The organism is Pseudomonas sp. 28 E 9 (genome assembly GCF_900004785.1).
Taxonomy (GTDB): Bacteria; Pseudomonadota; Gammaproteobacteria; order Pseudomonadales; family Pseudomonadaceae; genus Aquipseudomonas; species Aquipseudomonas orientalis_A.
Genome location: NZ_CVTK01000054.1, coordinates 391,049 through 411,101, shown reverse-complemented (window position 1 = coordinate 411,101; position 20,053 = coordinate 391,049). Strand labels below are relative to the sequence as shown.

The window sequence follows — 20,053 nt, the reverse complement described above, 5'->3', positions numbered from 1 at the left end:
CGATTTTTCTTACGAAAAATCAAGAAGTTGGAGTTATTGAAGAAGCCTGCATGAGTCGGCAACTTGGTTTGCACCACACAAAAACAAGATCCCAAACCCATGCAGGCCATCCGATTTTTACACAGAGCGCTCGCTCAAGCACTGCCTTCAATCCACTCTCGTCGCCTGACAACACTGATGAGTTGTGTCAGTTCGTTACTGCAAGGCCGCCGCCTGACGCTGACAGCGCTCGGACGTTTTATGCCAGGTCAGGCATTCCCCAAACATGCAATCAAGCGGGTTGATCGGTTACTGGGCAATCAACACCTCAGAGCAGAGCGTCCGCTGTTCTACTGGGTGATCCTGCGGGCATTGCTGGGGTCGGTGAAGCACCCATTAATCTTGGTTGACTGGTCCCGAATTGATGCTCCCGGCAACGCTTTTTTGTTGAGGGCCGCGATACCTCTAGCGGGGCGCTCATTCCCTATTTATGAAAGTGTTCATGAACGCGAGGGCTGCCCCAAATATCAAAACCGCCTGCTCAAAACACTGGCTGAACTACTGCCCGATGGATGTGTTCCAGTGATGGTTACTGATGCAGGTTTCCGGCGCCCATGGATGAAAGCAGTGGCCGCACAGGGCTGGTACTACGTGGCTCGTATACGAAATCGGGAGCTTTATCGTGGTGACGAAAATGAGTGGCTGCCCGTGCAAGATCTCTATGCTTTGGCCACTTCGTCACCCAAGTCGCTTGGTCGGGTCGAGATGACGCGTAGCGCTCCGCACTTGATCAATTTGTACTGCGTGCGACATTCAGCCAAGGGCCGAAAGCATCAACGAGTGACTGGCTCAATCGCCAAAAGTAAGCTCAGCCGACAGTCAGCCAGGCGTGAACGGGAGCCCTGGTTGCTTGCCAGCAATCTGAGGCAAGACGAATGGAATCCAGCAAAAATAGTGGCGATCTATAAGCGCCGTATGCAGATCGAAGAAGGCTTTCGAGATGTAAAAAGTGAGCACTTGGGATTAGGCCTGAATCTGCATCGAAGCCACTGTCCAAAGCGCATTGAGGTGTTGTTGTTGATTGCTGCTTTGGCCAACTACCTTCTGTTTTTAACGGGGTTGCAGGCACGAGAACGCGGCTTGGAGCGACGCTACCAAAGCAACAGCATCAAAGAAAAGCGAGTGCTTTCATTGTGGCGACTAGGCTTGGAATACTGGCGAATCTGCACAGATTTTGGAGGACGAGAACACTTGGAAATATTGGAGCGGGCTCTGCGTGATGAGGTGCGCCATCAAGCGCAGAGCTTAGGATGAATTTGTGGGGATTCCTCAGGGTCTGACCCCTGTTTTTACTCGGGATGAGAAAAATGGGGTCAGACCACTATTCTTCTGGCGGAGCACTAAACGTGGTCTGACCCCTGTTTTTCCTGTTTTTAGTCCATCGCCCTTTCGATATTCGCGATTTCTCGCAATGGGTCAGCGCCTTGCGCTGTTCCGTCCACTTTGATGAGCAAACTCCTTACCGGAAATTATCTCTAGCAAGCTTTCGATTATCTCGAAAAGTGAGCGGCCTGATGCCCGTTTTATAGGAGCTAAGGGCCTCAAGAGGGCCTACGTCATCTCAAAAACACGGCTCAGATAAGTGAAAAGCGTTGGAGAAAAGCTCTGCCCCAGGCCACGTAGCACTTATTTACAACGAAACCCCTCCGGCATCGTAACCGTGTAATTACGCTGCACCCGATCCTGGAAATTCAGATTGCGCAGCCCCTGTTCCACCAAAAAGGCTTCTACCTTCGCGGCCTGGCAGTCGTCGTTGTAGGACGACGCCCGCAGCACGTACACCGCGCGCTTGCTCGCCTCATCCCGGGCGGTGGCCCTGAACGTGGTGAGGGTGGTGTAACCGGTGCGCTCAGAGGTGCCTACGGGGCCGTAGGTGGTGTTTGGGGTGCTGGTGCAGGTCAGCTGGTCGGTTTTCTTTTTGTTCTTCTTGCACTGCGTGGTGGTGCTGTTTGCCACCTGGCCGTATTCGGTGGCGGTATAGCGGTAGGTGACTTGCTTGCTGTCGACGTCCAGGGTGACGGTCATTTTGATCGGTGCATGGTCTTTGGGCAGGGTGGTGTCGGTGAAGACATTGCGAAAGCCCTGGTCTTTCATGGCGCCGACCATGTCGCGCAGGTAGTAGCGGGCGTTGAGCGCGTTTTCGTCGCTGCCGCCGGTGGACGTCACCAGTACGGTGGCCTGGCGGTCGAAGTGGTAGTCGGGGTCAGGCGTTGCGTTGATTGCTACGTCCATTTGCGTGGCGCATCCACTGACCATTGCGGTCAGTAGCAAGAGCGTGCAGAGCAAGAAGCGGGTCATGGAAAAAACCTTACAACTGGGAATTGGGTAAAGGCTGGACGATTGAGTCCAGAGAAAAACAACCCTCAATCGTGCTGCTGCGACATCGTGACCGCACGCAGCCGGCCGCCATTAAATCGCAGGCAATAAAAAACCCCAAGGAACACATTGTTCCTTGGGGTTTCTCGGTATTTTGGTGCCCAGAGACGGAATCGAACCGCCGACACGGGGATTTTCAATCCCCTGCTCTACCGACTGAGCTATCTGGGCAACGGGGCGCATTAAACGGGTTTTTCAGGGGGTCGTCAAGCAAGTTTTCAAAAAATATTTAATTATTACCGTCGCTTACGTGCAGACCCCGGTTTTTGATCAATTATTGAGCAGGTGGTACGTAGCCGTCGGCCTTGGCGTAATCCTCGCCGGAAAAGAACTTGTCCATTTCGCCCTGCAGGTATTTGCGGTCTTCGGCGTTCATCATGTTCAAGCGTTTTTCGTTGATGAGCAGGGTCTGGTGTTTTTGCCAGTCGGCCCACGCCTTGGCGGAGACGTTATCGTAGATGTCCTGGCCTTTGGCACCCGGAAAAGGGGCGCGTTCGAGGGCGGGCAGTTCTTCGTGGTACTTGCGGCACATGATGGTGCGGGTCATGACGACTCTCCTGCGTTCAATACTTCAGCCGCGCGCTTCAGCAGTTTTTTCACCGGGGCGGCAAGGCCCAGGCGCGGTGGGGTGGCGAGGTTATACCAGAGCCAGTCGGCCTCGGCCACGTGATGGGCGCTTTCCTCGACCTGGACCAGCCAGGGTTCGATGGCCAGCTGGAAGTGGCTGAAGGTGTGGATCAGCCCCGGCAGTTCCTGATGTTTGCCCAAGGCCAGCGCGTGCTGGTTGGCCAGATGATCCAGGTCTTCCAGGTCGTCCAGTTCCGGCAGGCTCCATAAACCGCCCCACAGGCCCGTGGAGGGGCGACGGTAAAGCAGGATCGCGCCTTCGGCATTGGCGAGCATCGGCATCAGCGTGCGCTTCTGGGGGATGGTCTTGCGTGGCTTGGGGATCGGGTAGCGCGTCTCCAGGCCAAGCATGTGGGCTTCGCAGCCTTTTTCCAGCGGGCACAGCAGGCAACTGGGTTTGCTGCGGGTGCATAGCGTGGCGCCCATGTCCATCATCGCCTGGGTGTAGGCGTTGACGCGGTCGTGTGGCGTAAAGCGCTCTGCGGTCGCCCACAGTTGCTTGGCGACCTTGGGTTCGCCAGGGTAGCCCTCTTGTGCGGTAAAGCGTGCCAGCACGCGCTTGACGTTGCCGTCGAGGATCGGCGCACGCAGGCCCATGCTCAGGCTGGCGATTGCGCCAGCGGTGGACAGGCCGATGCCGGGCAGCTCGGTGAGTTTTTCGACATCCCTGGGAAACTCGCCGCCGTATTCGGCGACCACGATCTTTGCAGTCTTTTGCAGGTTGCGCGCCCGGGTGTAGTAACCCAGGCCGGTCCACAGGTGCAGCACTTCGTCTTCCGGCGCGGCGGCCAGTGCCTGGACCGTCGGCAAGGACGCCATGAACCGGTCGAAGTAATTGAGCACGGTGCTGACCTGGGTCTGTTGCAGCATGATCTCCGACACCCACACCCGATATGGCGTGATGCCCTGTTGCCAGGGCAGGTCGTGGCGACCGTGGCGGTCGTACCAGTCCAGCACCGCCTGTGAAAACTGCTCGTTTCTCATCGGTTGAACAGGCCTTTCAATGCGTCTTTAAGCTTGGGATTGACCTTGTCGAGCTTCTCTTCGAGTTTCTCGTTGAGACGATTGCCCGCCGCTTTGATGGCGACCTGGCCGAGGCCGTCCTTGTCCAGGCGACAGGCCTTGGCGCCCAGTTCCAGCGGGCCACGGCAACGCAGCGGCACTTCGATACCCTGGAAGTTGGCGCCGACCTGGCAGGCCGGGTCCGGCACGTCGCGCTGGTCGCCTTCGACGATGATACCCACCCGGTAGTCCATGCCCAGTACGCGAAGGTCGACATCGCCATTGCCGTTGAGGGTCAGCCCCGGAATGCGCACTTTCAGGTCAGGGTTGCTGGCCACGCCGTTGCGCAACGTCAGGTTGCCGCGCAGTTCCTGGAAGGGCGTGTCCTTGCCTTGGGGCGTGGTGCTCAGGGTTTTGCGGTTGAGCAGGGCGATACCGGTACACAGTTGTTGCTCGATGTTGGCGTTGAGCAGCACACCGTTGTTGATGACGATGCCGGCGGTGCCGTTGAGGCTGTCGATCAAGGCCTTCTGGCTGTTGCCACGCCCGGTCAGGTTGCTGTCCAGGGTGACCAGGCCTTTGACTGGTGGGGTTTTGCCCTGGGCCTGCAGGATTTTTTCTACCGGTACCTGCTTGATATGGGTTTGCAGCGCCAGGAGCGGGGTGTCCTGGCGTACATCGAGGGTGCCGTTGGCCTGGAACGTGCCGTTGTAGAGGCCACCGCTCAGCGCGTCGAGGCTGAGCTGGCCATCGACGCCCGAGGCTTTCAGTACCGCGTTCTGGATCGGCAGCTGGCTCAAGGTCAGTTGGCCGAACGCAAGGTCCGCGTTGATATCCAGGCTGCGCAGGCGGGTCAGCGGCAGCAGTTTGTCGCTGCTCCAGGCGGCTTTGGTCGGCGCTTCCGGCAGTGGGCTGTTACCGCCGGCGGCCATCGCACCGGCCTCGCTGCTTTGCACTTCGGCCTGGCGTGCGGCCGCCGTGCCTTTGGCGGCTTCGGATTTGGCCGGCAGGTAATTGTCGGCATTGAAGGTGTCGCCCTTGAGCTGCACGCGCAGTGACTGCTTGGCGAAATCATCCACGGCAACGCGACCGGTGAAGGTGCTGCCATCGAGTTTCAGGTTCAGGTCCTCCAGCGCGACATTGGTCGGCGTGCCTGTGAGGCGGCTGACCAGTTCGACTTTGCTCAGGCTGCCCGGTGCCATGGCCGGCAGAGGGTGGCCGACGCTCTCGAGAAACTTGGCCAGGTCAAACTGCGCGACCGACAGCGCGCCGCTGATCTGCGGGGTGTTGCTCAGGTCAGTGGCCCGCAGTTCGCCCAGTGCGCGCAATTGGTTGGCCGAGAGTTTCAGGTTGGTCCATTCGGCGATGTTGGCGGCAAGATCGACCAGCAATTGACCCTGGGTGGAGAAGGTCAGCGTCTTGCCCTGCAAGGGTTCGCCAGTGGCTTCGCCGCTCAGGCGCATGTCTTCGAACTGGTAGCGCTTGAGGGCGCGCTGGATGCGCAAGTTACCGTTCAGCTCGGTTTTGAGGCGCATGACCGGCTGGTTGCTGCCCAGGAAAGCGGTGAGTTTCAGCGGAATATTGGCGCCTTCGTGAATGGCGCCGGCACTGAGCTGGATGCTTTCGGCGCTCAACTGCTTGCCGGTCTGTTCATCGTTGTATTCAACGCGTGCGTTGTTGATGGTCAGGCTGTCGATGTCCAGGCGGATCGGCTGCGGCGGTTTTTCCGGCTTGGCTTCAGCCACCGGTTCGGTCGGCGCCGGGGTGGCGGCACCCGGGGTTTCGTCGGGCAGGTTCTTGCCGATGTCTTCCCAGTTGCCGTGGCCGTTCTTGTCGCGGTTCAGGCGCAGGTTCAGGCCCTCGACCCGCACATCGCTCATCTGCACTTCGCGGCGCAGCAACGGCAGCACACGTACCGACAGACCGAGCATCTGCAGGTCGGCAAACGGTTGGGTCGGATTGGTCAGGGTTGCCACGCCGGCTTCGTGCAGCTCCAGGCCCAGCCAGGGGAACAGGCTCCAGCCGATGTCGCCATTGAGCGTCAGCTCGATGTGGGCCTTGTCGCGGGCAATCTGGCGAATTTCTTCTTTGTAGTCGTTGGGATCGAAGAGATGGGTCAGGGCAAAGCCGAGAGCCACAATGATCAGCAACAGCCCGAGAAATACCAGACCCAGGATTTTGCCGAACGCTTTCATGGGCGAGTCCTTGTATGTCGATTTCAAAATTTAGCCGCAGAGTATACCGCCCGAAGGCCTGCATCAGTTCGTGGATCGTTACATTGTATCTACGACCAGCGAAACGGGATTTTGGCGTCAAATAAAACAGATAGGTTGAAAAAAGTGATGTCAATTTGGTTTTTCTCGCATCTGCAGGTGCTAATCTCTGCGCGTTCGTCCGCCTTCTGCGACGTATCGTCGCGCCAAAATGGAGCTTCACTCACAAAAACGGCCACGCATTGCGTGCAAGGCCGAGGGGAAGCGCGCCTGACGGATGCATACCAATAACTGGGGGAAACACCAATGAGCACTAGCACTGCGGCCGGTACCAATGCCGCACCGCCTGCGTTCCTGTCCAAGGAACGCATTATCGCCAAGCCCGGCTTCAACCGCTGGCTGGTTCCACCGGCCGCGCTGGCCATCCACCTGTGCATCGGCATGGCCTACGGCTTCTCGGTGTTCTGGCTGCCGCTGTCCAAGGCGCTGGGCATCACTGCGCCGGTCGCCTGCGCGCCGGACATGAGCTTTATCGCCCAGGTCTTCTCGTCCCAATGCGACTGGCCCATCTCCATGCTGGGCTGGATCTACACCCTGTTCTTCATCTTCCTGGGCTGCTCGGCAGCGATCTGGGGCGGCTGGCTGGAACATGCCGGGCCACGCAAGGCCGGTGTTGTCTCGGCGTTGTGCTGGTGCGGCGGCCTGCTGATCTCGGCGTTGGGTATCTATACCCACCAGATCTGGCTGATGTGGATCGGCTCCGGGGTCATCGGCGGTATCGGCCTGGGCCTGGGCTATATCTCGCCCGTATCGACCCTGATCAAGTGGTTCCCGGACAAGCGCGGCATGGCGACCGGCATGGCGATCATGGGCTTCGGCGGCGGCGCGATGGTCGGTGCACCGCTGGCGGCAGCACTGATGGGCCACTTCGCCTCGCCGACCAGCGTGGGCGTATGGCAGAGCTTCCTGGTCATGGCTGCGATCTACTTCGTGTTCATGATCGGCGGCGCCTTGTCCTATCGCGTTCCGCCGACCGGCTGGAAGCCTGAGGGCTGGACCGCGCCGGCGAAAAAAGCCAGCAACGCGATGATCACGCACCGTCATGTGCATGTGAACGTGGCGTGGAAGACCCCGCAATTCCGTCTGGTATGGCTGGTGCTGTGCCTGAACGTGTCAGCCGGTATCGGTATCCTCGGCATGGCTTCGCCGCTGTTGCAGGAAGTGTTCGGCGGCAAATTGCTGGGGCTGGATGTACCGTTTGGTCAGCTGGATGCCGGGCAACTCGCATCGATCGCCGCCATTGCGGCAGGCTTCACCGGCCTGTTGAGCCTGTTCAACATCGGTGGCCGGTTCTTCTGGGCGTCGTTCTCCGACTACCTGGGGCGCAAAAATACCTACTTCGTGTTCTTCGCCCTGGGCTTTGCCCTGTACGCGCTGATCCCGAACCTGGGGCACCTGGGCAACGTGGCACTGTTCGTGGCGGCGTTCTGCATCATCCTGTCGATGTACGGCGGTGGTTTTGCCACGGTCCCGGCTTACCTGGCCGACCTGTTCGGTACGCAAATGGTCGGCGCCATCCATGGTCGCCTGCTGACCGCCTGGGCCGCTGCCGGCGTATTGGGCCCGGTGCTGGTGAACTACCTGCGTGAATATCAGTTGAGCATCGGCGTTGAACGCGCTGCGGCCTACGACATCACCTTGTACATCCTCGCTGGCCTGCTGGTGCTGGGCTTTATCTGCAACCTGCTGGTACGTCCGGTAGCCGACAAATACTTCATGACCGACGCCGAACTGGCCGCCGAGCAGGCGCTGGGCCATGACAAAGGCGCTGATGCCAGCACCGTGCTGGAGTGGAAAGCCTCCCCTGGCAGCAAGCCATTGGCGGTCGCCGCCTGGCTGGTAGTGGGCATTCCGTTGGCGTGGGGTGTGTGGGTGACCCTGCAGAAGACCGCAGTACTGTTCCACTAACACTGCAAAACCCTTGTGGGAGGGGGCTTGCCCCCGATGGCGGCGAATCAGTCAATGCATTGTTGACTGACCCACCGCTATCGGGGGCAAGCCCCCTCCCACATTGGTTGACCAGTGTTCTGGTGGGCTGGGTCCCACATGTATGCACATGTCTATCCCCGACATTCCCCGATTCAACTCGTCAGTCTTATCCCCTTCGATGTTTCTGTTTAGCGCCCGCGCCCCTATAATGGCTGCCTTTTTCGCCCAATGATTTGCGGAGCTGGTGATGGTCGAACGTATGGCGTCCGTCGAGCGCGACACTCTGGAAACCCAGATCAAAGCCTCGATCAACCTGGATGGCACCGGAAAGGCCCGATTTGATATCGGTGTACCTTTTCTTGAGCACATGCTGGACCAGATCGCCCGTCATGGGCTGATCGACCTGGATATCGTCAGCAAGGGCGACCTGCACATCGACGACCACCACACGGTGGAAGACGTGGGCATCACCCTCGGCCAGGCCTTTGCCAAGGCCATCGGCGACAAAAAAGGCATCCGTCGCTACGGCCACGCCTATGTCCCGCTGGACGAAGCGCTGTCGCGCGTGGTCATCGACTTCTCCGGCCGCCCAGGCCTGCAGATGCACGTGCCCTACACCCGCGCCACCGTGGGTGGCTTTGACGTCGACCTGTTCCAGGAATTCTTCCAGGGTTTCGTCAACCACGCCCTGGTCAGCCTGCACATCGACAACCTGCGCGGCACCAACACCCACCACCAGATCGAAACCGTGTTCAAGGCTTTCGGCCGCGCGCTGCGCATGGCCGTGGAGCTGGATGAGCGCATGGCCGGGCAAATGCCTTCGACCAAGGGCGTTCTGTAATGCAGACGGTCGCGGTTATCGATTACGGCATGGGTAACCTGCACTCGGTGGCCAAGGCCCTCGAGCACGTGGGTGCCGGCAAGGTGCTGATCACCAGCGATGCCAATGTGATTCGTGAAGCCGACCGCGTGGTGTTTCCAGGCGTTGGCGCGATTCGCGATTGCATGGCCGAGATCCGTCGCCTGGGCTTTGACAGCCTGGTGCGCGAAGTCAGCCAGGACCGTCCGTTCCTCGGCATCTGCGTGGGCATGCAAGCCTTGCTCGACAGCAGTGAAGAGAACGGCGGCGTCGACTGCATCGGTCTGTTTCCCGGCCAGGTGAAGTTCTTCGGCAAAGACCTGCATGAAGACGGCGAGCACCTCAAGGTGCCGCACATGGGCTGGAACGAAGTGCGTCGCGCGGTGGATCACCCGCTGTGGCACGAGATTCCGGACATGGCGCGCTTCTACTTTGTGCACAGCTATTACATCGCCGCCGGTAACCCGCGCCAGGTGGTGGGGGGCGGGCATTACGGCGTCGACTTCGCCGCCGCGCTGGCCGACGGTTCGCGCTTTGCCGTGCAGTTTCACCCGGAGAAGAGCCATACCCATGGCCTGCAGTTGTTGCAGAACTTCGCCGCGTGGGATGGGCGGTGGTAAGAAAGAGCAGCTGAAAGCTTCAAGCTATAAGCTGCAAGAATTGATACGCGTGCTTGCTTGCAGCTAATAGCTTGCAGCTTGCAGCTCTTTGACGAAGGAAAAGCATGCTCATTATCCCCGCTATCGATCTCAAGGACGGCGCCTGCGTCCGTCTGCGCCAGGGCCGTATGGAAGATTCCACGGTGTTCTCCGATGACCCGGTGAGCATGGCCGCCAAATGGGTGGAAGGGGGCTGCCGTCGTCTGCATCTGGTGGACTTGAACGGCGCCTTCGAAGGCCAGCCGGTCAATGGCGAGGTGGTCACCGCCATCGCCCGGCGCTACCCGAACCTGCCGATCCAGATCGGCGGCGGCATCCGTTCGCTGGAAACCATCGAGCATTACGTCAAGGCCGGCGTGAGCTACGTGATCATCGGCACCAAGGCCGTAAAAGACCCGGCCTTCGTCGCCGAAGCCTGCCGCGCATTCCCAGGCAAGGTTATCGTCGGCCTGGATGCCAAGGACGGTTTTGTCGCCACCGACGGTTGGGCTGAAATCAGCACTGTGCAGGTGATCGACCTGGCTAAACAGTTCGAAGCCGACGGTGTGTCCGCCATCGTTTATACCGACATCGCCAAAGACGGCATGATGCAGGGCTGCAACGTACCGTTCACCGCCGCGCTGGCCGCTGCGACGAAAATCCCGGTGATCGCCTCTGGCGGTATCCACAACCTGGGTGACATCAAGTCGCTGCTGGACGCCAAGGCGCCTGGCATCATCGGCGCCATCACGGGCCGTGCGATTTATGAGGGCACCCTGGACGTCGCCGAAGCCCAGGCTTACTGCGATGCCTACAACGGCTGAGGACTGACCATGGCGCTGGCCAAACGCATCATCCCTTGCCTGGACGTCGACAACGGTCGCGTGGTCAAGGGCGTCAAGTTCGAGAACATCCGTGATGCCGGCGACCCGGTGGAAATCGCCCGTCGCTACGATGAACAGGGCGCCGACGAAATTACCTTTCTCGACATCACCGCCAGCGTCGACGGCCGCGACACCACCTTGCACACCGTCGAACGCATGGCCAGCCAGGTGTTTATCCCGCTGACCGTGGGCGGCGGCGTGCGCACCGTGCAAGACATCCGCAACCTGCTCAATGCCGGCGCGGACAAGGTTTCGATCAACACTGCAGCTGTGTTCAACCCGGAGTTCGTCGGCGAAGCCGCGCAGCACTTCGGCTCGCAATGCATCGTGGTCGCCATCGACGCCAAGAAAGTTTCCGGCCCGGGCGAAACCCCGCGTTGGGAGATCTTCACCCACGGCGGGCGCAAACCGACCGGGCTGGACGCGGTGGAGTGGGCGATGAAGATGGAAGCCCTCGGCGCCGGTGAAATCCTGCTGACCAGCATGGACCAGGACGGCATGAAAAACGGCTTTGACCTGGGCGTAACCCGCGCCATCAGCGATGCCCTTGGCATCCCGGTGATCGCCTCCGGCGGCGTCGGCAACCTGCAGCACTTGGCCGATGGCGTCATCGAAGGGCATGCCAGCGCGGTGCTGGCGGCGAGTATTTTCCACTTCGGCGAATACACCGTCCCCGAGGCCAAGGCCTACATGGCCGCGCGCGGTATCGTCGTGCGCTAAACGCCGCTGGACAGCATGGCAGGCGCGCGGCACTCTCTGCGCTTGCCATGGATTCCGGTAGCCTTCATGTTCAAACACCTGCTGCTCGCCCTTGCCAGTTCCTCCATGCTCATGGCGGCTACGGTGCACGCCGACGAATCGTCTGACACCTCCCTGGTGCTGCTGACGGAAAATTTCCCGCCTTACAACATGGCGAAAAACGGCAAGAACTTCGCCAGGGACGAGAACATCGAAGGTATCGCCGTGGACATCATGCGCGAGACCTTCAAGCGTGCCGGCATTTCCTACAACCTCACCCTGCGTTTCCCCTGGGAGCGAATCTACAAACTCGCCCTGGAAAAGCCTGGCTATGGTGTGTTCGTCATGGCGCGTTTGCCGGACCGTGAAGCCTTGTTCAAATGGGTCGGCCCCATCGGCCCGGACGATTGGGTGCTGTTGGCCAAGGCTGACAGCAAAATCCAGTTGGAAGGCCTGGAGCAGGCGCGCCGCTACAGGATTGGCGCCTACAAAGGCGATGCCATTGCCCAGAGTCTGGACAAGCAGGGGCTCAATCCGGTTGTCGCCTTGCGAGACCAGGACAATGCGCAAAAGCTCATGGAGGGCCAGATCGACCTGTGGGCCACCGGCGACCCTGCTGGGCGCTACCTGGCGCGGCAGGTGGGGGTGAACGGGCTGAAGACGGTACTGCGTTTCAACAGTGCGCAGCTTTACCTGGCGTTGAACAAGGATGTGCCGGATGAGGTGGTTGCCAGGCTCCAGGCTGCGCTGGATGAGTTACGCAAAGAAGGCCGTATCGACCAGATCATGGCCAACTATTTGTAGGAGCGAGCTTGCTCGCGAAAGACGTCAACGATAACGCGAGCATCCTGGGTACGCGCGGCGTTCTCAGGTTTTTCGCGAGCGAGCTCGCTCCTACAGGATGGGGATATCGTCAGCGATAGATGCCGTTTTTGCCGTGGGCACTCATGGCCCGATTACTGCGCACGCTGATCATCAGCTTGATATCGATCCACTCCACACCCTGCGCCTTGAGCTTGGGCAATTCGCGCTCCAGCACCGCCAGGGTCTGGGGGTAAGGGTGCCCGATCATCACCGCCGAACCCTGCTTGTGCGCCAGCTTGATTGCGGTTTGCAGCTGCGTGGTGATCGCCGCCTCGGTGCGTTCGTCATCCAGGAACACATCCCGCGAAACATGCGCCAGTCCAATCTTCTGCGCCTCGGCGGCGGCGACAGTCTGTGCGCTGGTACGGCTGTCCACAAAGAACTTGTGGCGCCGCTGCAGCTCGCCCATTAACCACGCCATTGCCTGCGGCTGCGCCGTCATGCGGCTGCCCATATGGTTATTGATGCCGGCGGTGTAGGGCACGGCCGCGAAGGCGGCGTCCAGGCGCTTGGCCAGTTCTTCGATCGACAGCTCGGGGTGCCAGGCAAACGGACCGGTGGCCGGGTCCATGGGCATATGCAGGATGACGATCTTGCCGGCTTTGTGGGCCTCGCGGGCGAATTCGGTGGCGTGAGGGGTGTCAGGCATGATCGCGGTGGTGACCGGCCCGGGCAGGGCCAGCACACGACGATCCCTGGGCAGGTTCTGCCCGAGGTCGTCGATGATCAGAGTGAGATAGGCTTTGTGCGGCTCGCCGGCCGGCGTCGCTTGTGCGAATCCGGCCAGGCTGCACAGCAAGGCAATGATCAGGGCAACGCGCATATCAACGGCTGCGCGTGATGCTCAGGCCCTTGAGCAGGCTCAGCGCCTGGGCCAACTGATAATCGTCGTCCTGCGGCATCGGTTTGGCTTTGGCGCCGCTGCCGGTCGGCTGGTCGGCGCCGCCGTTGCCATTGCCCAGGTGGCCTTGCAGGTCCGCCTCTTTGTAGTACTCGCTGTCGATCTCGTTGGTGATCTTGGCCTTGCGCACTTCGATGTCCGGCACGATGCCCTGGGCCTGGATCGAGCGACCATTGGGCGTGTAGTACAGCGCCGTGGTGATCTTCAGCGCACGCTCGTTGTTGAGCGGCAATACGGTTTGCACCGAGCCTTTACCGAAGGTCGTGGTGCCCATCAGCACACCGCGCTTCTGGTCCTGCAGGGCGCCGGCGACGATCTCCGAGGCCGAGGCGCTGCCGCCGTTGATCAGCACGGCCAGCGGCACGTTCTCGCTCAGATCGTTGCCGGTGGCCGAGAAGCGCAGTTCGGAATTGGCGATGCGGCCCTTGGTGTAGACGATCAGGCCCTTGGTGATGAAGTGGTCGACCACTTCCACCGCCGACTGCAACACGCCGCCCGGGTTGTTACGCAGGTCGAGCACGATGCCGTTGAGCTTCTTGCCGTTGTCCTTGCGCAGCTTGGCCAGGGCCTTGGCCACTTCGTCGCCGGTCTTGACCTGGAACTGGGTGATGCGGATGTAACCGTAGCCCGACTCCAGCAACTGGCTCTTCACGCTCTTGACCACGATGGTGGAGCGGGTCAGGGTCACGTCGAACGGATTGCCGCCGTCGCGCACCAGGGTCAGGGTGATTTTCTGGCCGATCTTGCCGCGCATCTTGTCGACGGCTTCGGTCATGGTCTGGCCGCGGGTCGGCTGGCCGTTGATCTTGACGATAAAGTCACCCGCCTGGATACCGGCCTTGGATGCCGGGGTGTCGTCGATGGGCGAGACCACCTTGATGTTGCCGTCTTCGGAACCGACCTCAATGCCCAGGCCACCGAATTCACCGCTGGTGCTTTCCTGCAGTTCAGCGAAGTCTTCCGGGCCCAGGTAGGCCGAATGCGGGTCGAGGTTGCTGAGCATGCCCTTGATGGCGTTTTCCAGCAGGGTCTTGTCGTCTACGGGTTCGACATAGGCTGCCTTGATCCGGTCCATGACCTCGGCAAAGGTGCGCAGCTCGTCCAGCGGCAACGGCGCCTTGGTGGTCGCAGCGGTCGCGGCGGGAACAGCCTGGTCGGCAAAAGCCAGAGGCGCGCCGATCACCAGGGCGATCGTCAGGGCCAGCGAAGTGAGGCGGGACAAATGCAGCATGTCGAACGAACTCCTAATGTAGATGAGACCCTATCCTTGGGATCTGCACCATTGTGCAGGGTCGCTCGGGCGGCCCTGCTGACGAATAGCGAAGTACAGCGCCGGGGTGTCCTGGCCACCACTGTTACCGACAGTGGAGATGGATTCACCGGCTTTTACCACATCACCTGCCGACTTGAGTAACGTCTGATTGTGGCCGTAAAGGCTCAAATAGCCATTACCGTGGTCAAGAATTACCAGCAGACCGGCCCCGCGCAGCCAATCGGCAAACACCACGCGCCCGCCGTGGACGGCGTGGACCTGGCTGCCCGCAGAGGCGCTGATCATCACACCGTCCCACTTGGCACGGGTGTCATCGCCACGGGCTTCGCCGAAGCGTGCCAACAGTCGACCATCAACCGGCCATGGAAGTTTGCCGCGCGCTGAAGCAAAAGGCCCGCCGAACGACTCGCCGCTGCTGGAAACCAGCGGGCCAGGCGCTGCGTGCGCCGGTTTGCGCGGGGCCGGCGCATCGGTAGTGGCTGCCAGTTCGGCCTCACGCTGGCGCTTTTTTTCGGCTTCCTGCTGGGCGATCAGCGCTTTTTGCCGCGCCTCCTCAGCCTCGCGTGCCTGGCGCGCCAGGGTTTCTTCGATAGTCTTGAGCACTTTGGCCAGGTCGGCCTGGTCCTGCTCGCGGGCCTGGAGCTTGGCGTCGCGGGCTTTTACGTCATTGTTGAGCTTGGCCAGGGCTTGCTGGCGTTCCTTGCGGACCTTGTCCAATTCGTTGCGCTGGGTGTCGAGCGCGGTCTTCTGGTCGAGCAGTTGGGCCTGCTGATCATTGATCTCCTGCTCGACATTGGCCAACTGGCGCAGCGTTTCGTTAAAACCCTTCAACTGCGCCAGGCGCGCCTGGCTCAGGTAATCGTAGTAGGTGAGGGTGCGGGCGAACTTTTCCGGGTTCTGCTGGTTGAGCAGCAGCTTGAGATATTCCTGGCGGCCGCTCTGGTAGGCGGCGCGGGCCTGGATTGCGATCAGGCGTTGCTGTTCAACGCGTGCGCTCTGGAGTTTTTTTTTCTCAGCGTCGAGTCGCTCCAGTTCCGACTCGCTCTTCTTTAATTCTTTTTGCAGCTCCTGGACCTGCTTCTCCAGCTTGCCCATTTCGGTTTCCGTGCCGCGCAGGTCTTTCTGCACCCCGGATTTTTCTTCCTGGAGCTTGCCGAGCAGTTTTTTCAGCTCGGTAATGTCCTGACGCGTAGCGTCCAACTGTTGTTGGGTTTGTGCACGCTCATCGGCAAATGCCGGTTGGAGCAGGCAGACAAGAGCGAGGGTAATCAAGGCGCGAAGCATAGAGGCGGGCGACACCAGGGGAAAGGGACGCTCTAGTATGCCCGCCAAGCGCCGCAAAAAAAACGTCCAATTGGAGCGGGCGGGCAAGATAGGTGCCGAGTGGTGGTGGTATGGCAAAAAGATATCTTCCAAACACCCAAGGGCCAATGTGGGAGGGGGCTTGCCCCCGATAGCGGTGGACCAGTCACATAAGTGTTGACTGACACTCCGTCATCGGGGGCAAGCCCCCTCCCACATTGGATCTACCGTGTTGTTCAGATCAGACCAGAATTGAGGTCCCGGTCATTTCCTTCGGCTTTTCCAGCCCCATCAGCATCAGCATGGTCGGCGCCACATCCGCCAGTACGCCGCCGTTACGCACTTTGAAATCGCGCTTGCCGACGTAGATGAACGGCACCGGCTCGGTGGTGTGGGCTGTGTGGGCCTGGCCGGTGGACTCGTCGGACATCTGCTCGCAGTTGCCGTGGTCGGCGGTGATCAGCGCTTCGCCACCGACGCTGTCCAGGGCGTCGACGATGCGTCCCACGCACAGGTCCAGGCATTCCACGGCCTTAGTGGCAGCCTCCAGGTTGCCGCTGTGGCCGACCATGTCGCCGTTGGCGTAGTTGACCACGATGACGTCATAACGCTGATGCTCGATGGCGTCGACGATCTTGTCGGTGACTTCCGGTGCGCTCATTTCCGGCTGCAGGTCGTAGGTGGCGACTTTTGGCGATGGGATCAGGATGCGCTCTTCGCCGGGGAAAGGTTCTTCACGTCCGCCGGAGAAGAAGAAGGTCACGTGGGCATATTTTTCGGTTTCGGCGATGCGCAGTTGAGTCTTGCCGTTTTTCGCCAGGTAATCGCCCAGCACGTTTTCCAGGCTGCCCGGCGCAAAAGCCGACGGGGCCGGGATATTGGCGGCGTATTGGGTGAGCATGACGAACTCGACTTTCGGCTGGCGTGCGCGTTCGAAGTCCTTGAAACCGTCGTCGACAAACACATGGCTCAGCTCACGGGCACGGTCGGCACGGAAGTTCATGAACACCATGGCGTCGCCGTCTTCGACTTTCACCGGCTCGCCGATGGTGGTGGCCTTGACGAATTCATCGCTCTCGCCACGGGCGTAGGCGGCTTCCAGGCCTTGCTGGGCGGTGGCGGCATTGAATTCGGCCTGGCCATCGACGATCAGGTTGTAGGCCTGGGCCACACGGTCCCAGCGGTTGTCGCGGTCCATGGCAAAGTAACGGCCTACCAGGCTGGCGATGCGGCCTTTGCCCAGAGCGGCGAAGGTGGCGTCCAGCAGTTCGATGGACGACTGCGCGCTTTTGGGCGGGGTGTCGCGACCGTCAAGGAAGGCATGCAGGTAGATCTTGTCGGCGCCGCGCTTGAAGGCCAGTTCGGCCATTGCCACCAGATGGTCCTGATGGCTGTGTACGCCGCCATCCGAGAGCAGGCCCATGAAGTGCACGGCCTTGCCGGCGGCGACGGCTTTGTCCACCGCTGCGCAGATGGTCGGGTTCTCGAAGAACTCGCCATCGCGGATCGCTTTGGTCACGCGGGTGAAGTCTTGATAGACCACTCGTCCGGCGCCGAGATTCATGTGACCGACTTCCGAGTTGCCCATCTGGCCGTCCGGCAGGCCCACGTCCATGCCGGAGCCTGAGATCAAACCGTTGGGCACGGTGGCGGTGAGACGATCCAGCACAGGCTTGCGGGCGGCGTACACCGCGTTGTCGTGGTGGCTTTCACTGTGTCCGAAGCCATCGAGAATTATCAGGACCAAAGGTTTAGGCGTGGTAGTCATAGATCCTCTCGCGGCGGTAATAAAGGAAGGCAATGGAAAAGTGAGTGGCAGTTTAAAGCGAAGTTCCAACCGCGTCACCGCTTTACGGGGGTTGGCCGCCCCCGACGGCTGTGTATACTTACCGCCATTTTAACGCCCTGGAACCTCCTTGATGGTTGATCACCTGATTGCATTTGCCACTGCCCACTATCTGCTCGTGGGTGCCTTCGTCATCCTGCTGGCGCTGCTGATCGCTCACGAATTGAGCCGTGGTGGCCGCAGCCTGAGCACATCGGAGCTGACCGCCCTGGTCAACAAGGATGAGGCCGTTGTCGTGGATATTCGCCCGGCCAAGGATTTCGCCGCCGGCCACATCGTCGGCGCCCTGAACATTCCGCAGGACAAGCTGATCGCGCGCTTGGCCGAACTGGAGAAATACAAGGCCAAGACCATTATCCTGGTCGACGCCCAAGGCCAGCACTCCGGCACGCATGCCCGCGAGATGCTCAAGTCCGGCTTTACCGCCGCCAAGCTGTCCGGTGGTATCAGCAGCTGGCGTGGCGATAACCTGCCGTTGGTGAAGTGATATGAGCCAGGTTGTCGTGTATTCCAGCGATTATTGCCCTTATTGCATTCGAGCCAAGCAGTTGCTCCAGAGCAAGAAGGTCGCCTTCGAAGAAATCAAGGTCGACGGCAAGCCTCAAGTGCGCGCCGAAATGACCCAGAAGGCTGGCCGCACGTCGGTCCCGCAGATCTGGATCGGCAGCCGGCATATCGGTGGTTGCGATGAGCTGTTCGCTTTGGAGCGCGCCGGTAAACTCGATGCGCTGCTGTCCGCCTAACCCCTAAAAGACCCCAAGATAAAGAAGGATCTGCGATGACTGATCAACAGAACACCGAAGCAGCGCAAGACCAAGGCCCACAGTTTTCGCTGCAGCGCATCTACGTGCGTGACCTGTCGTTCGAAGCGCCGAAAAGCCCGGCCATCTTCCGCCAGGAATGGACCCCAAGCGTCGCGCTGGACCTGAACACCCGCCAGAAAGCCCTGGAAGGTGACTTCCACGAAGTCGTGCTGACCCTGTCGGTCACCGTCAAGAACGGCGAAGAAGTGGCCTTCATCGCTGAAGTGCAGCAGGCGGGTATCTTCCTGATCCAGGGCCTGGACGAAGCGTCCATGAGCCACACCCTGGGCGCGTTCTGCCCGAACATCCTGTTCCCGTACGCCCGTGAGACCCTGGACAGCCTGGTCACCCGTGGCTCGTTCCCGGCGTTGATGCTGGCACCGGTGAACTTCGATGCCCTGTACGCCCAAGAGCTGCAGCGCATGCAACAGGAAGGTTCGTCGACGGTTCAATAAGTCGACGCGGTAAAAAAATGTGGGAGGGGGCTTGCCCCCGATAGCGGTGTATCAGCCAGCCTATCTGTAGCTGACCCACCGCAATCGGGGGCAAGCCCCCTCCCACATTTGCTATGCGGTGTTACTTGAAACCGAGTTGGCGCCAGCCTTCGTAGACGGCCACGGCGACGGTGTTGGACAGGTTCAGGCTGCGGCAGCCCTCGCGCATCGGCAAGCGCAGGCGGTGGCCATCAGGCAGGGCGTCGAGCACGTCGGCCGGCAGGCCGCGGCTCTCCGGGCCAAACAGAAACGCGTCGCCCTCGGCAAAGCTGGCATCATGAAACGGTCGCGAGCCTTTGGTGGTGAACGCGAACACACGTGGCTGGCCCAGGCTTTCCAGGCAGCTGGCCAGGTCGGCATGGCGCTGGAGAGTGGCGTACTCGTGGTAATCCAGCCCGGCGCGGCGCAGGCGTTTATCGTCCATGTCGAAGCCCAGCGGTTCGATCAAATGCAGGTGGCAGCCACTGTTGGCGCACAGCCTGATAACGTTGCCGGTATTCGGCGGAATTTCTGGTTGAAAAAGGATGACGTGAAACATGCACGGCTCCGAAGGCAAAGATGCGCTGCATTCTACCCCTGAAGACGATCCAAGGCCGAAGCTATTGCCCAGGGTACTCGGCTCGCTGGCGATTGTCGGCCTGATGGTGGGCTTGATGATTGGGCGCCTGACCACTGCGGAACCGGTCGAGCTGCAGCAGGTAGAGCCTGCTGCGGATGGTCTGGTGGTGTGGTTCAACCGCGAGCCCAAGTTGCACGGCGAGCATATCGACGGCACCGTGGCGCTGCTGTTCGATGCGCAGGGCAAGGCCGCTGGCGGGCAGCTCAAGGTCAATGACAAGGTTGTGAACTGGCGCGTGCGCAAGACCGACGGCGGTTTGCTGCTCAACCTGGTGGCGGCGCGGCCATTGCGTGGGGAGTGGAAAGGCCAGGAGGTCGATGACCGCTGGCGGCTGGAGATCCATCTCCAGGAGCAATAAAAGAGGGAGTTCCCGGCCTGCCTGTACCAGGGCTCCCAAAACGGGGTGAAGCCAAGGGCTTCGGTGTTAAAGAGGGGATTCTCGGCCTGCCTGTACCAAGGTCCCCGAAACTGGGTAGTACCAGGGTTGTTGCAGGGCGCGTGCCAAAGTTTGCAATTGGCGCGGTAAAAGATTGCAGGAAAGCGCAAAGCCCCGGAATCCGGGGCTTTGGTGGTTTCAGCGTTCAAG

At 60.5% G+C, this 20,053-nt stretch carries 20 protein-coding genes and 1 tRNA gene; 11 read left to right on the top strand and 10 right to left on the bottom strand.

Translation table 11 applies throughout. From position 1 onward, the window contains the following. Nucleotides 1-99: 99 nt before the first annotated feature. Nucleotides 100-1,293: an IS4 family transposase gene (locus BFQ00_RS28620; RefSeq protein WP_083227420.1), complete on the top strand. Its 1,194-nt coding sequence runs from the start codon at nt 100-102 to the stop codon at nt 1,291-1,293. A 372-nt stretch (nt 1,294-1,665) separates the two neighbouring features. Here the strand turns inward: BFQ00_RS28620 and BFQ00_RS23540 are convergent, their stop codons facing one another. From BFQ00_RS23540 to BFQ00_RS23520, 5 genes are all read right to left on the bottom strand, one after another. Further along, on the bottom strand, nt 1,666-2,337 hold the full coding sequence (locus BFQ00_RS23540; RefSeq protein ID WP_065934903.1) for a hypothetical protein: 672 nt from the start codon (nt 2,335-2,337) through the stop codon (nt 1,666-1,668). 173 nt (nt 2,338-2,510) lie between these two features. Further along, a tRNA-Phe gene (locus BFQ00_RS23535) sits at nt 2,511-2,586 on the bottom strand. A gap of 103 nt (nt 2,587-2,689) precedes the next feature. Next, complete coding sequence (locus BFQ00_RS23530; RefSeq protein ID WP_065885766.1) at nt 2,690-2,962, bottom strand: oxidative damage protection protein; 273 nt, start codon at nt 2,960-2,962, stop codon at nt 2,690-2,692. After that, complete coding sequence (gene mutY, locus BFQ00_RS23525; RefSeq protein WP_065885765.1) at nt 2,959-4,026, bottom strand: A/G-specific adenine glycosylase; 1,068 nt, start codon at nt 4,024-4,026, stop codon at nt 2,959-2,961. The genes BFQ00_RS23530 and mutY overlap by 4 nt, the downstream gene beginning before the upstream one ends. Next, the gene (locus BFQ00_RS23520; RefSeq protein WP_065934902.1) at nt 4,023-6,239 is read right to left on the bottom strand and encodes an AsmA family protein; all 2,217 of its coding nucleotides are present in this window, start codon (nt 6,237-6,239) and stop codon (nt 4,023-4,025) included. The genes mutY and BFQ00_RS23520 overlap by 4 nt, the downstream gene beginning before the upstream one ends. 324 nt (nt 6,240-6,563) lie before the next feature. Between BFQ00_RS23520 and BFQ00_RS23515 the strand changes: the two genes are divergently transcribed. The 6 genes from BFQ00_RS23515 to BFQ00_RS23490 all read left to right on the top strand — a co-directional run bounded on the left by BFQ00_RS23515 (nt 6,564) and on the right by BFQ00_RS23490 (nt 12,169). Continuing rightward, a complete protein-coding gene (locus BFQ00_RS23515; RefSeq protein ID WP_065885763.1) occupies nt 6,564-8,225 on the top strand; it encodes an OFA family MFS transporter in 1,662 nt (553 codons plus the stop codon). A gap of 268 nt (nt 8,226-8,493) precedes the next feature. Beyond that, a complete protein-coding gene (hisB, locus tag BFQ00_RS23510; protein ID WP_065885762.1) occupies nt 8,494-9,087 on the top strand; it encodes an imidazoleglycerol-phosphate dehydratase HisB in 594 nt (197 codons plus the stop codon). Beyond that, complete coding sequence (gene hisH / locus BFQ00_RS23505) at nt 9,087-9,725, top strand: imidazole glycerol phosphate synthase subunit HisH (RefSeq protein WP_057724503.1); 639 nt, start codon at nt 9,087-9,089, stop codon at nt 9,723-9,725. The genes hisB and hisH overlap by 1 nt, the downstream gene beginning before the upstream one ends. 104 nt (nt 9,726-9,829) lie before the next feature. Then, nucleotides 9,830-10,567: a 1-(5-phosphoribosyl)-5-[(5-phosphoribosylamino)methylideneamino]imidazole-4-carboxamide isomerase gene (hisA, locus tag BFQ00_RS23500; protein ID WP_065885760.1), complete on the top strand. Its 738-nt coding sequence runs from the start codon at nt 9,830-9,832 to the stop codon at nt 10,565-10,567. A gap of 9 nt (nt 10,568-10,576) precedes the next feature. Further along, nucleotides 10,577-11,347: an imidazole glycerol phosphate synthase subunit HisF gene (gene hisF / locus BFQ00_RS23495; RefSeq protein WP_017138643.1), complete on the top strand. Its 771-nt coding sequence runs from the start codon at nt 10,577-10,579 to the stop codon at nt 11,345-11,347. A 66-nt stretch (nt 11,348-11,413) separates the two neighbouring features. Next, nucleotides 11,414-12,169 (top strand): substrate-binding periplasmic protein, encoded by a 756-nt coding sequence (locus BFQ00_RS23490; protein WP_065934901.1) that lies wholly within the window; start codon nt 11,414-11,416, stop codon nt 12,167-12,169. A gap of 109 nt (nt 12,170-12,278) precedes the next feature. Here BFQ00_RS23490 and BFQ00_RS23485 read toward each other — a convergent pair whose 3' ends face one another. From BFQ00_RS23485 to gpmI, 4 genes are all read right to left on the bottom strand, one after another. Then, nucleotides 12,279-13,052, bottom strand: coding sequence for a divergent polysaccharide deacetylase family protein (locus BFQ00_RS23485; protein ID WP_065934900.1), 774 nt, complete (start codon nt 13,050-13,052; stop codon nt 12,279-12,281). 1 nt (nt 13,053) lies between these two features. Then, nucleotides 13,054-14,361: a S41 family peptidase gene (locus tag BFQ00_RS23480; RefSeq protein WP_065885757.1), complete on the bottom strand. Its 1,308-nt coding sequence runs from the start codon at nt 14,359-14,361 to the stop codon at nt 13,054-13,056. Between the two features lie 30 nt (nt 14,362-14,391). Further along, the gene (locus BFQ00_RS23475) at nt 14,392-15,687 is read right to left on the bottom strand and encodes a murein hydrolase activator EnvC family protein (RefSeq protein WP_065934899.1); all 1,296 of its coding nucleotides are present in this window, start codon (nt 15,685-15,687) and stop codon (nt 14,392-14,394) included. Nucleotides 15,688-15,946: 259 nt separating this feature from the next. Continuing rightward, a complete protein-coding gene (gpmI, locus tag BFQ00_RS23470; RefSeq protein ID WP_065934898.1) occupies nt 15,947-17,473 on the bottom strand; it encodes a 2,3-bisphosphoglycerate-independent phosphoglycerate mutase in 1,527 nt (508 codons plus the stop codon). Between the two features lie 151 nt (nt 17,474-17,624). On the opposite strand from gpmI, the gene BFQ00_RS23465 reads away from it, so the two are divergent. From BFQ00_RS23465 to secB, 3 genes are read left to right on the top strand one after another with little or no spacing between them, the layout of a single operon-like run. Continuing rightward, the gene (locus tag BFQ00_RS23465) at nt 17,625-18,038 is read left to right on the top strand and encodes a rhodanese-like domain-containing protein (protein WP_057025458.1); all 414 of its coding nucleotides are present in this window, start codon (nt 17,625-17,627) and stop codon (nt 18,036-18,038) included. A 1-nt stretch (nt 18,039) separates the two neighbouring features. Next, the gene (grxC, locus tag BFQ00_RS23460; RefSeq protein ID WP_065885754.1) at nt 18,040-18,294 is read left to right on the top strand and encodes a glutaredoxin 3; all 255 of its coding nucleotides are present in this window, start codon (nt 18,040-18,042) and stop codon (nt 18,292-18,294) included. 35 nt (nt 18,295-18,329) lie between these two features. After that, nucleotides 18,330-18,809: a protein-export chaperone SecB gene (gene secB / locus BFQ00_RS23455; RefSeq protein ID WP_003171119.1), complete on the top strand. Its 480-nt coding sequence runs from the start codon at nt 18,330-18,332 to the stop codon at nt 18,807-18,809. Between the two features lie 121 nt (nt 18,810-18,930). On the opposite strand, the gene BFQ00_RS23450 is transcribed toward secB, so the two are convergent. Beyond that, on the bottom strand, nt 18,931-19,386 hold the full coding sequence (locus tag BFQ00_RS23450; protein WP_065893730.1) for a tRNA (cytidine(34)-2'-O)-methyltransferase: 456 nt from the start codon (nt 19,384-19,386) through the stop codon (nt 18,931-18,933). Between BFQ00_RS23450 and BFQ00_RS23445 the strand changes: the two genes are divergently transcribed. Beyond that, the gene (locus tag BFQ00_RS23445; RefSeq protein WP_065934897.1) at nt 19,385-19,825 is read left to right on the top strand and encodes a hypothetical protein; all 441 of its coding nucleotides are present in this window, start codon (nt 19,385-19,387) and stop codon (nt 19,823-19,825) included. The genes BFQ00_RS23450 and BFQ00_RS23445 overlap by 2 nt on opposite strands. The last annotated feature ends 228 nt before the right edge of the window (nt 19,826-20,053 follow it).

What these genes read in the sequence shown, in the direction of transcription:
- hisF (WP_017138643.1), top strand. Translation starts at nt 10,577, where the DNA reads ATGGCGCTGGCCAAACGCATCATCCCTTGCCTGGACGTCGACAACGGT.
- gpmI (WP_065934898.1), bottom strand. Translation starts at nt 17,473, where the DNA reads ATGACTACCACGCCTAAACCTTTGGTCCTGATAATTCTCGATGGCTTC.
- BFQ00_RS28620 (WP_083227420.1), top strand. Translation starts at nt 100, where the DNA reads ATGCAGGCCATCCGATTTTTACACAGAGCGCTCGCTCAAGCACTGCCT.
- grxC (WP_065885754.1), top strand. Translation starts at nt 18,040, where the DNA reads ATGAGCCAGGTTGTCGTGTATTCCAGCGATTATTGCCCTTATTGCATT.
- BFQ00_RS23485 (WP_065934900.1), bottom strand. Translation starts at nt 13,052, where the DNA reads ATGCGCGTTGCCCTGATCATTGCCTTGCTGTGCAGCCTGGCCGGATTC.
- BFQ00_RS23450 (WP_065893730.1), bottom strand. Translation starts at nt 19,386, where the DNA reads ATGTTTCACGTCATCCTTTTTCAACCAGAAATTCCGCCGAATACCGGC.
- BFQ00_RS23520 (WP_065934902.1), bottom strand. Translation starts at nt 6,239, where the DNA reads ATGAAAGCGTTCGGCAAAATCCTGGGTCTGGTATTTCTCGGGCTGTTG.
- BFQ00_RS23530 (WP_065885766.1), bottom strand. Translation starts at nt 2,962, where the DNA reads ATGACCCGCACCATCATGTGCCGCAAGTACCACGAAGAACTGCCCGCC.
- secB (WP_003171119.1), top strand. Translation starts at nt 18,330, where the DNA reads ATGACTGATCAACAGAACACCGAAGCAGCGCAAGACCAAGGCCCACAG.
- BFQ00_RS23515 (WP_065885763.1), top strand. Translation starts at nt 6,564, where the DNA reads ATGAGCACTAGCACTGCGGCCGGTACCAATGCCGCACCGCCTGCGTTC.
- BFQ00_RS23540 (WP_065934903.1), bottom strand. Translation starts at nt 2,337, where the DNA reads ATGACCCGCTTCTTGCTCTGCACGCTCTTGCTACTGACCGCAATGGTC.
- BFQ00_RS23445 (WP_065934897.1), top strand. Translation starts at nt 19,385, where the DNA reads ATGCACGGCTCCGAAGGCAAAGATGCGCTGCATTCTACCCCTGAAGAC.
- BFQ00_RS23480 (WP_065885757.1), bottom strand. Translation starts at nt 14,361, where the DNA reads ATGCTGCATTTGTCCCGCCTCACTTCGCTGGCCCTGACGATCGCCCTG.
- mutY (WP_065885765.1), bottom strand. Translation starts at nt 4,026, where the DNA reads ATGAGAAACGAGCAGTTTTCACAGGCGGTGCTGGACTGGTACGACCGC.
- BFQ00_RS23490 (WP_065934901.1), top strand. Translation starts at nt 11,414, where the DNA reads ATGTTCAAACACCTGCTGCTCGCCCTTGCCAGTTCCTCCATGCTCATG.
- BFQ00_RS23475 (WP_065934899.1), bottom strand. Translation starts at nt 15,687, where the DNA reads ATGCTTCGCGCCTTGATTACCCTCGCTCTTGTCTGCCTGCTCCAACCG.
- BFQ00_RS23465 (WP_057025458.1), top strand. Translation starts at nt 17,625, where the DNA reads ATGGTTGATCACCTGATTGCATTTGCCACTGCCCACTATCTGCTCGTG.
- hisH (WP_057724503.1), top strand. Translation starts at nt 9,087, where the DNA reads ATGCAGACGGTCGCGGTTATCGATTACGGCATGGGTAACCTGCACTCG.
- hisB (WP_065885762.1), top strand. Translation starts at nt 8,494, where the DNA reads ATGGTCGAACGTATGGCGTCCGTCGAGCGCGACACTCTGGAAACCCAG.
- hisA (WP_065885760.1), top strand. Translation starts at nt 9,830, where the DNA reads ATGCTCATTATCCCCGCTATCGATCTCAAGGACGGCGCCTGCGTCCGT.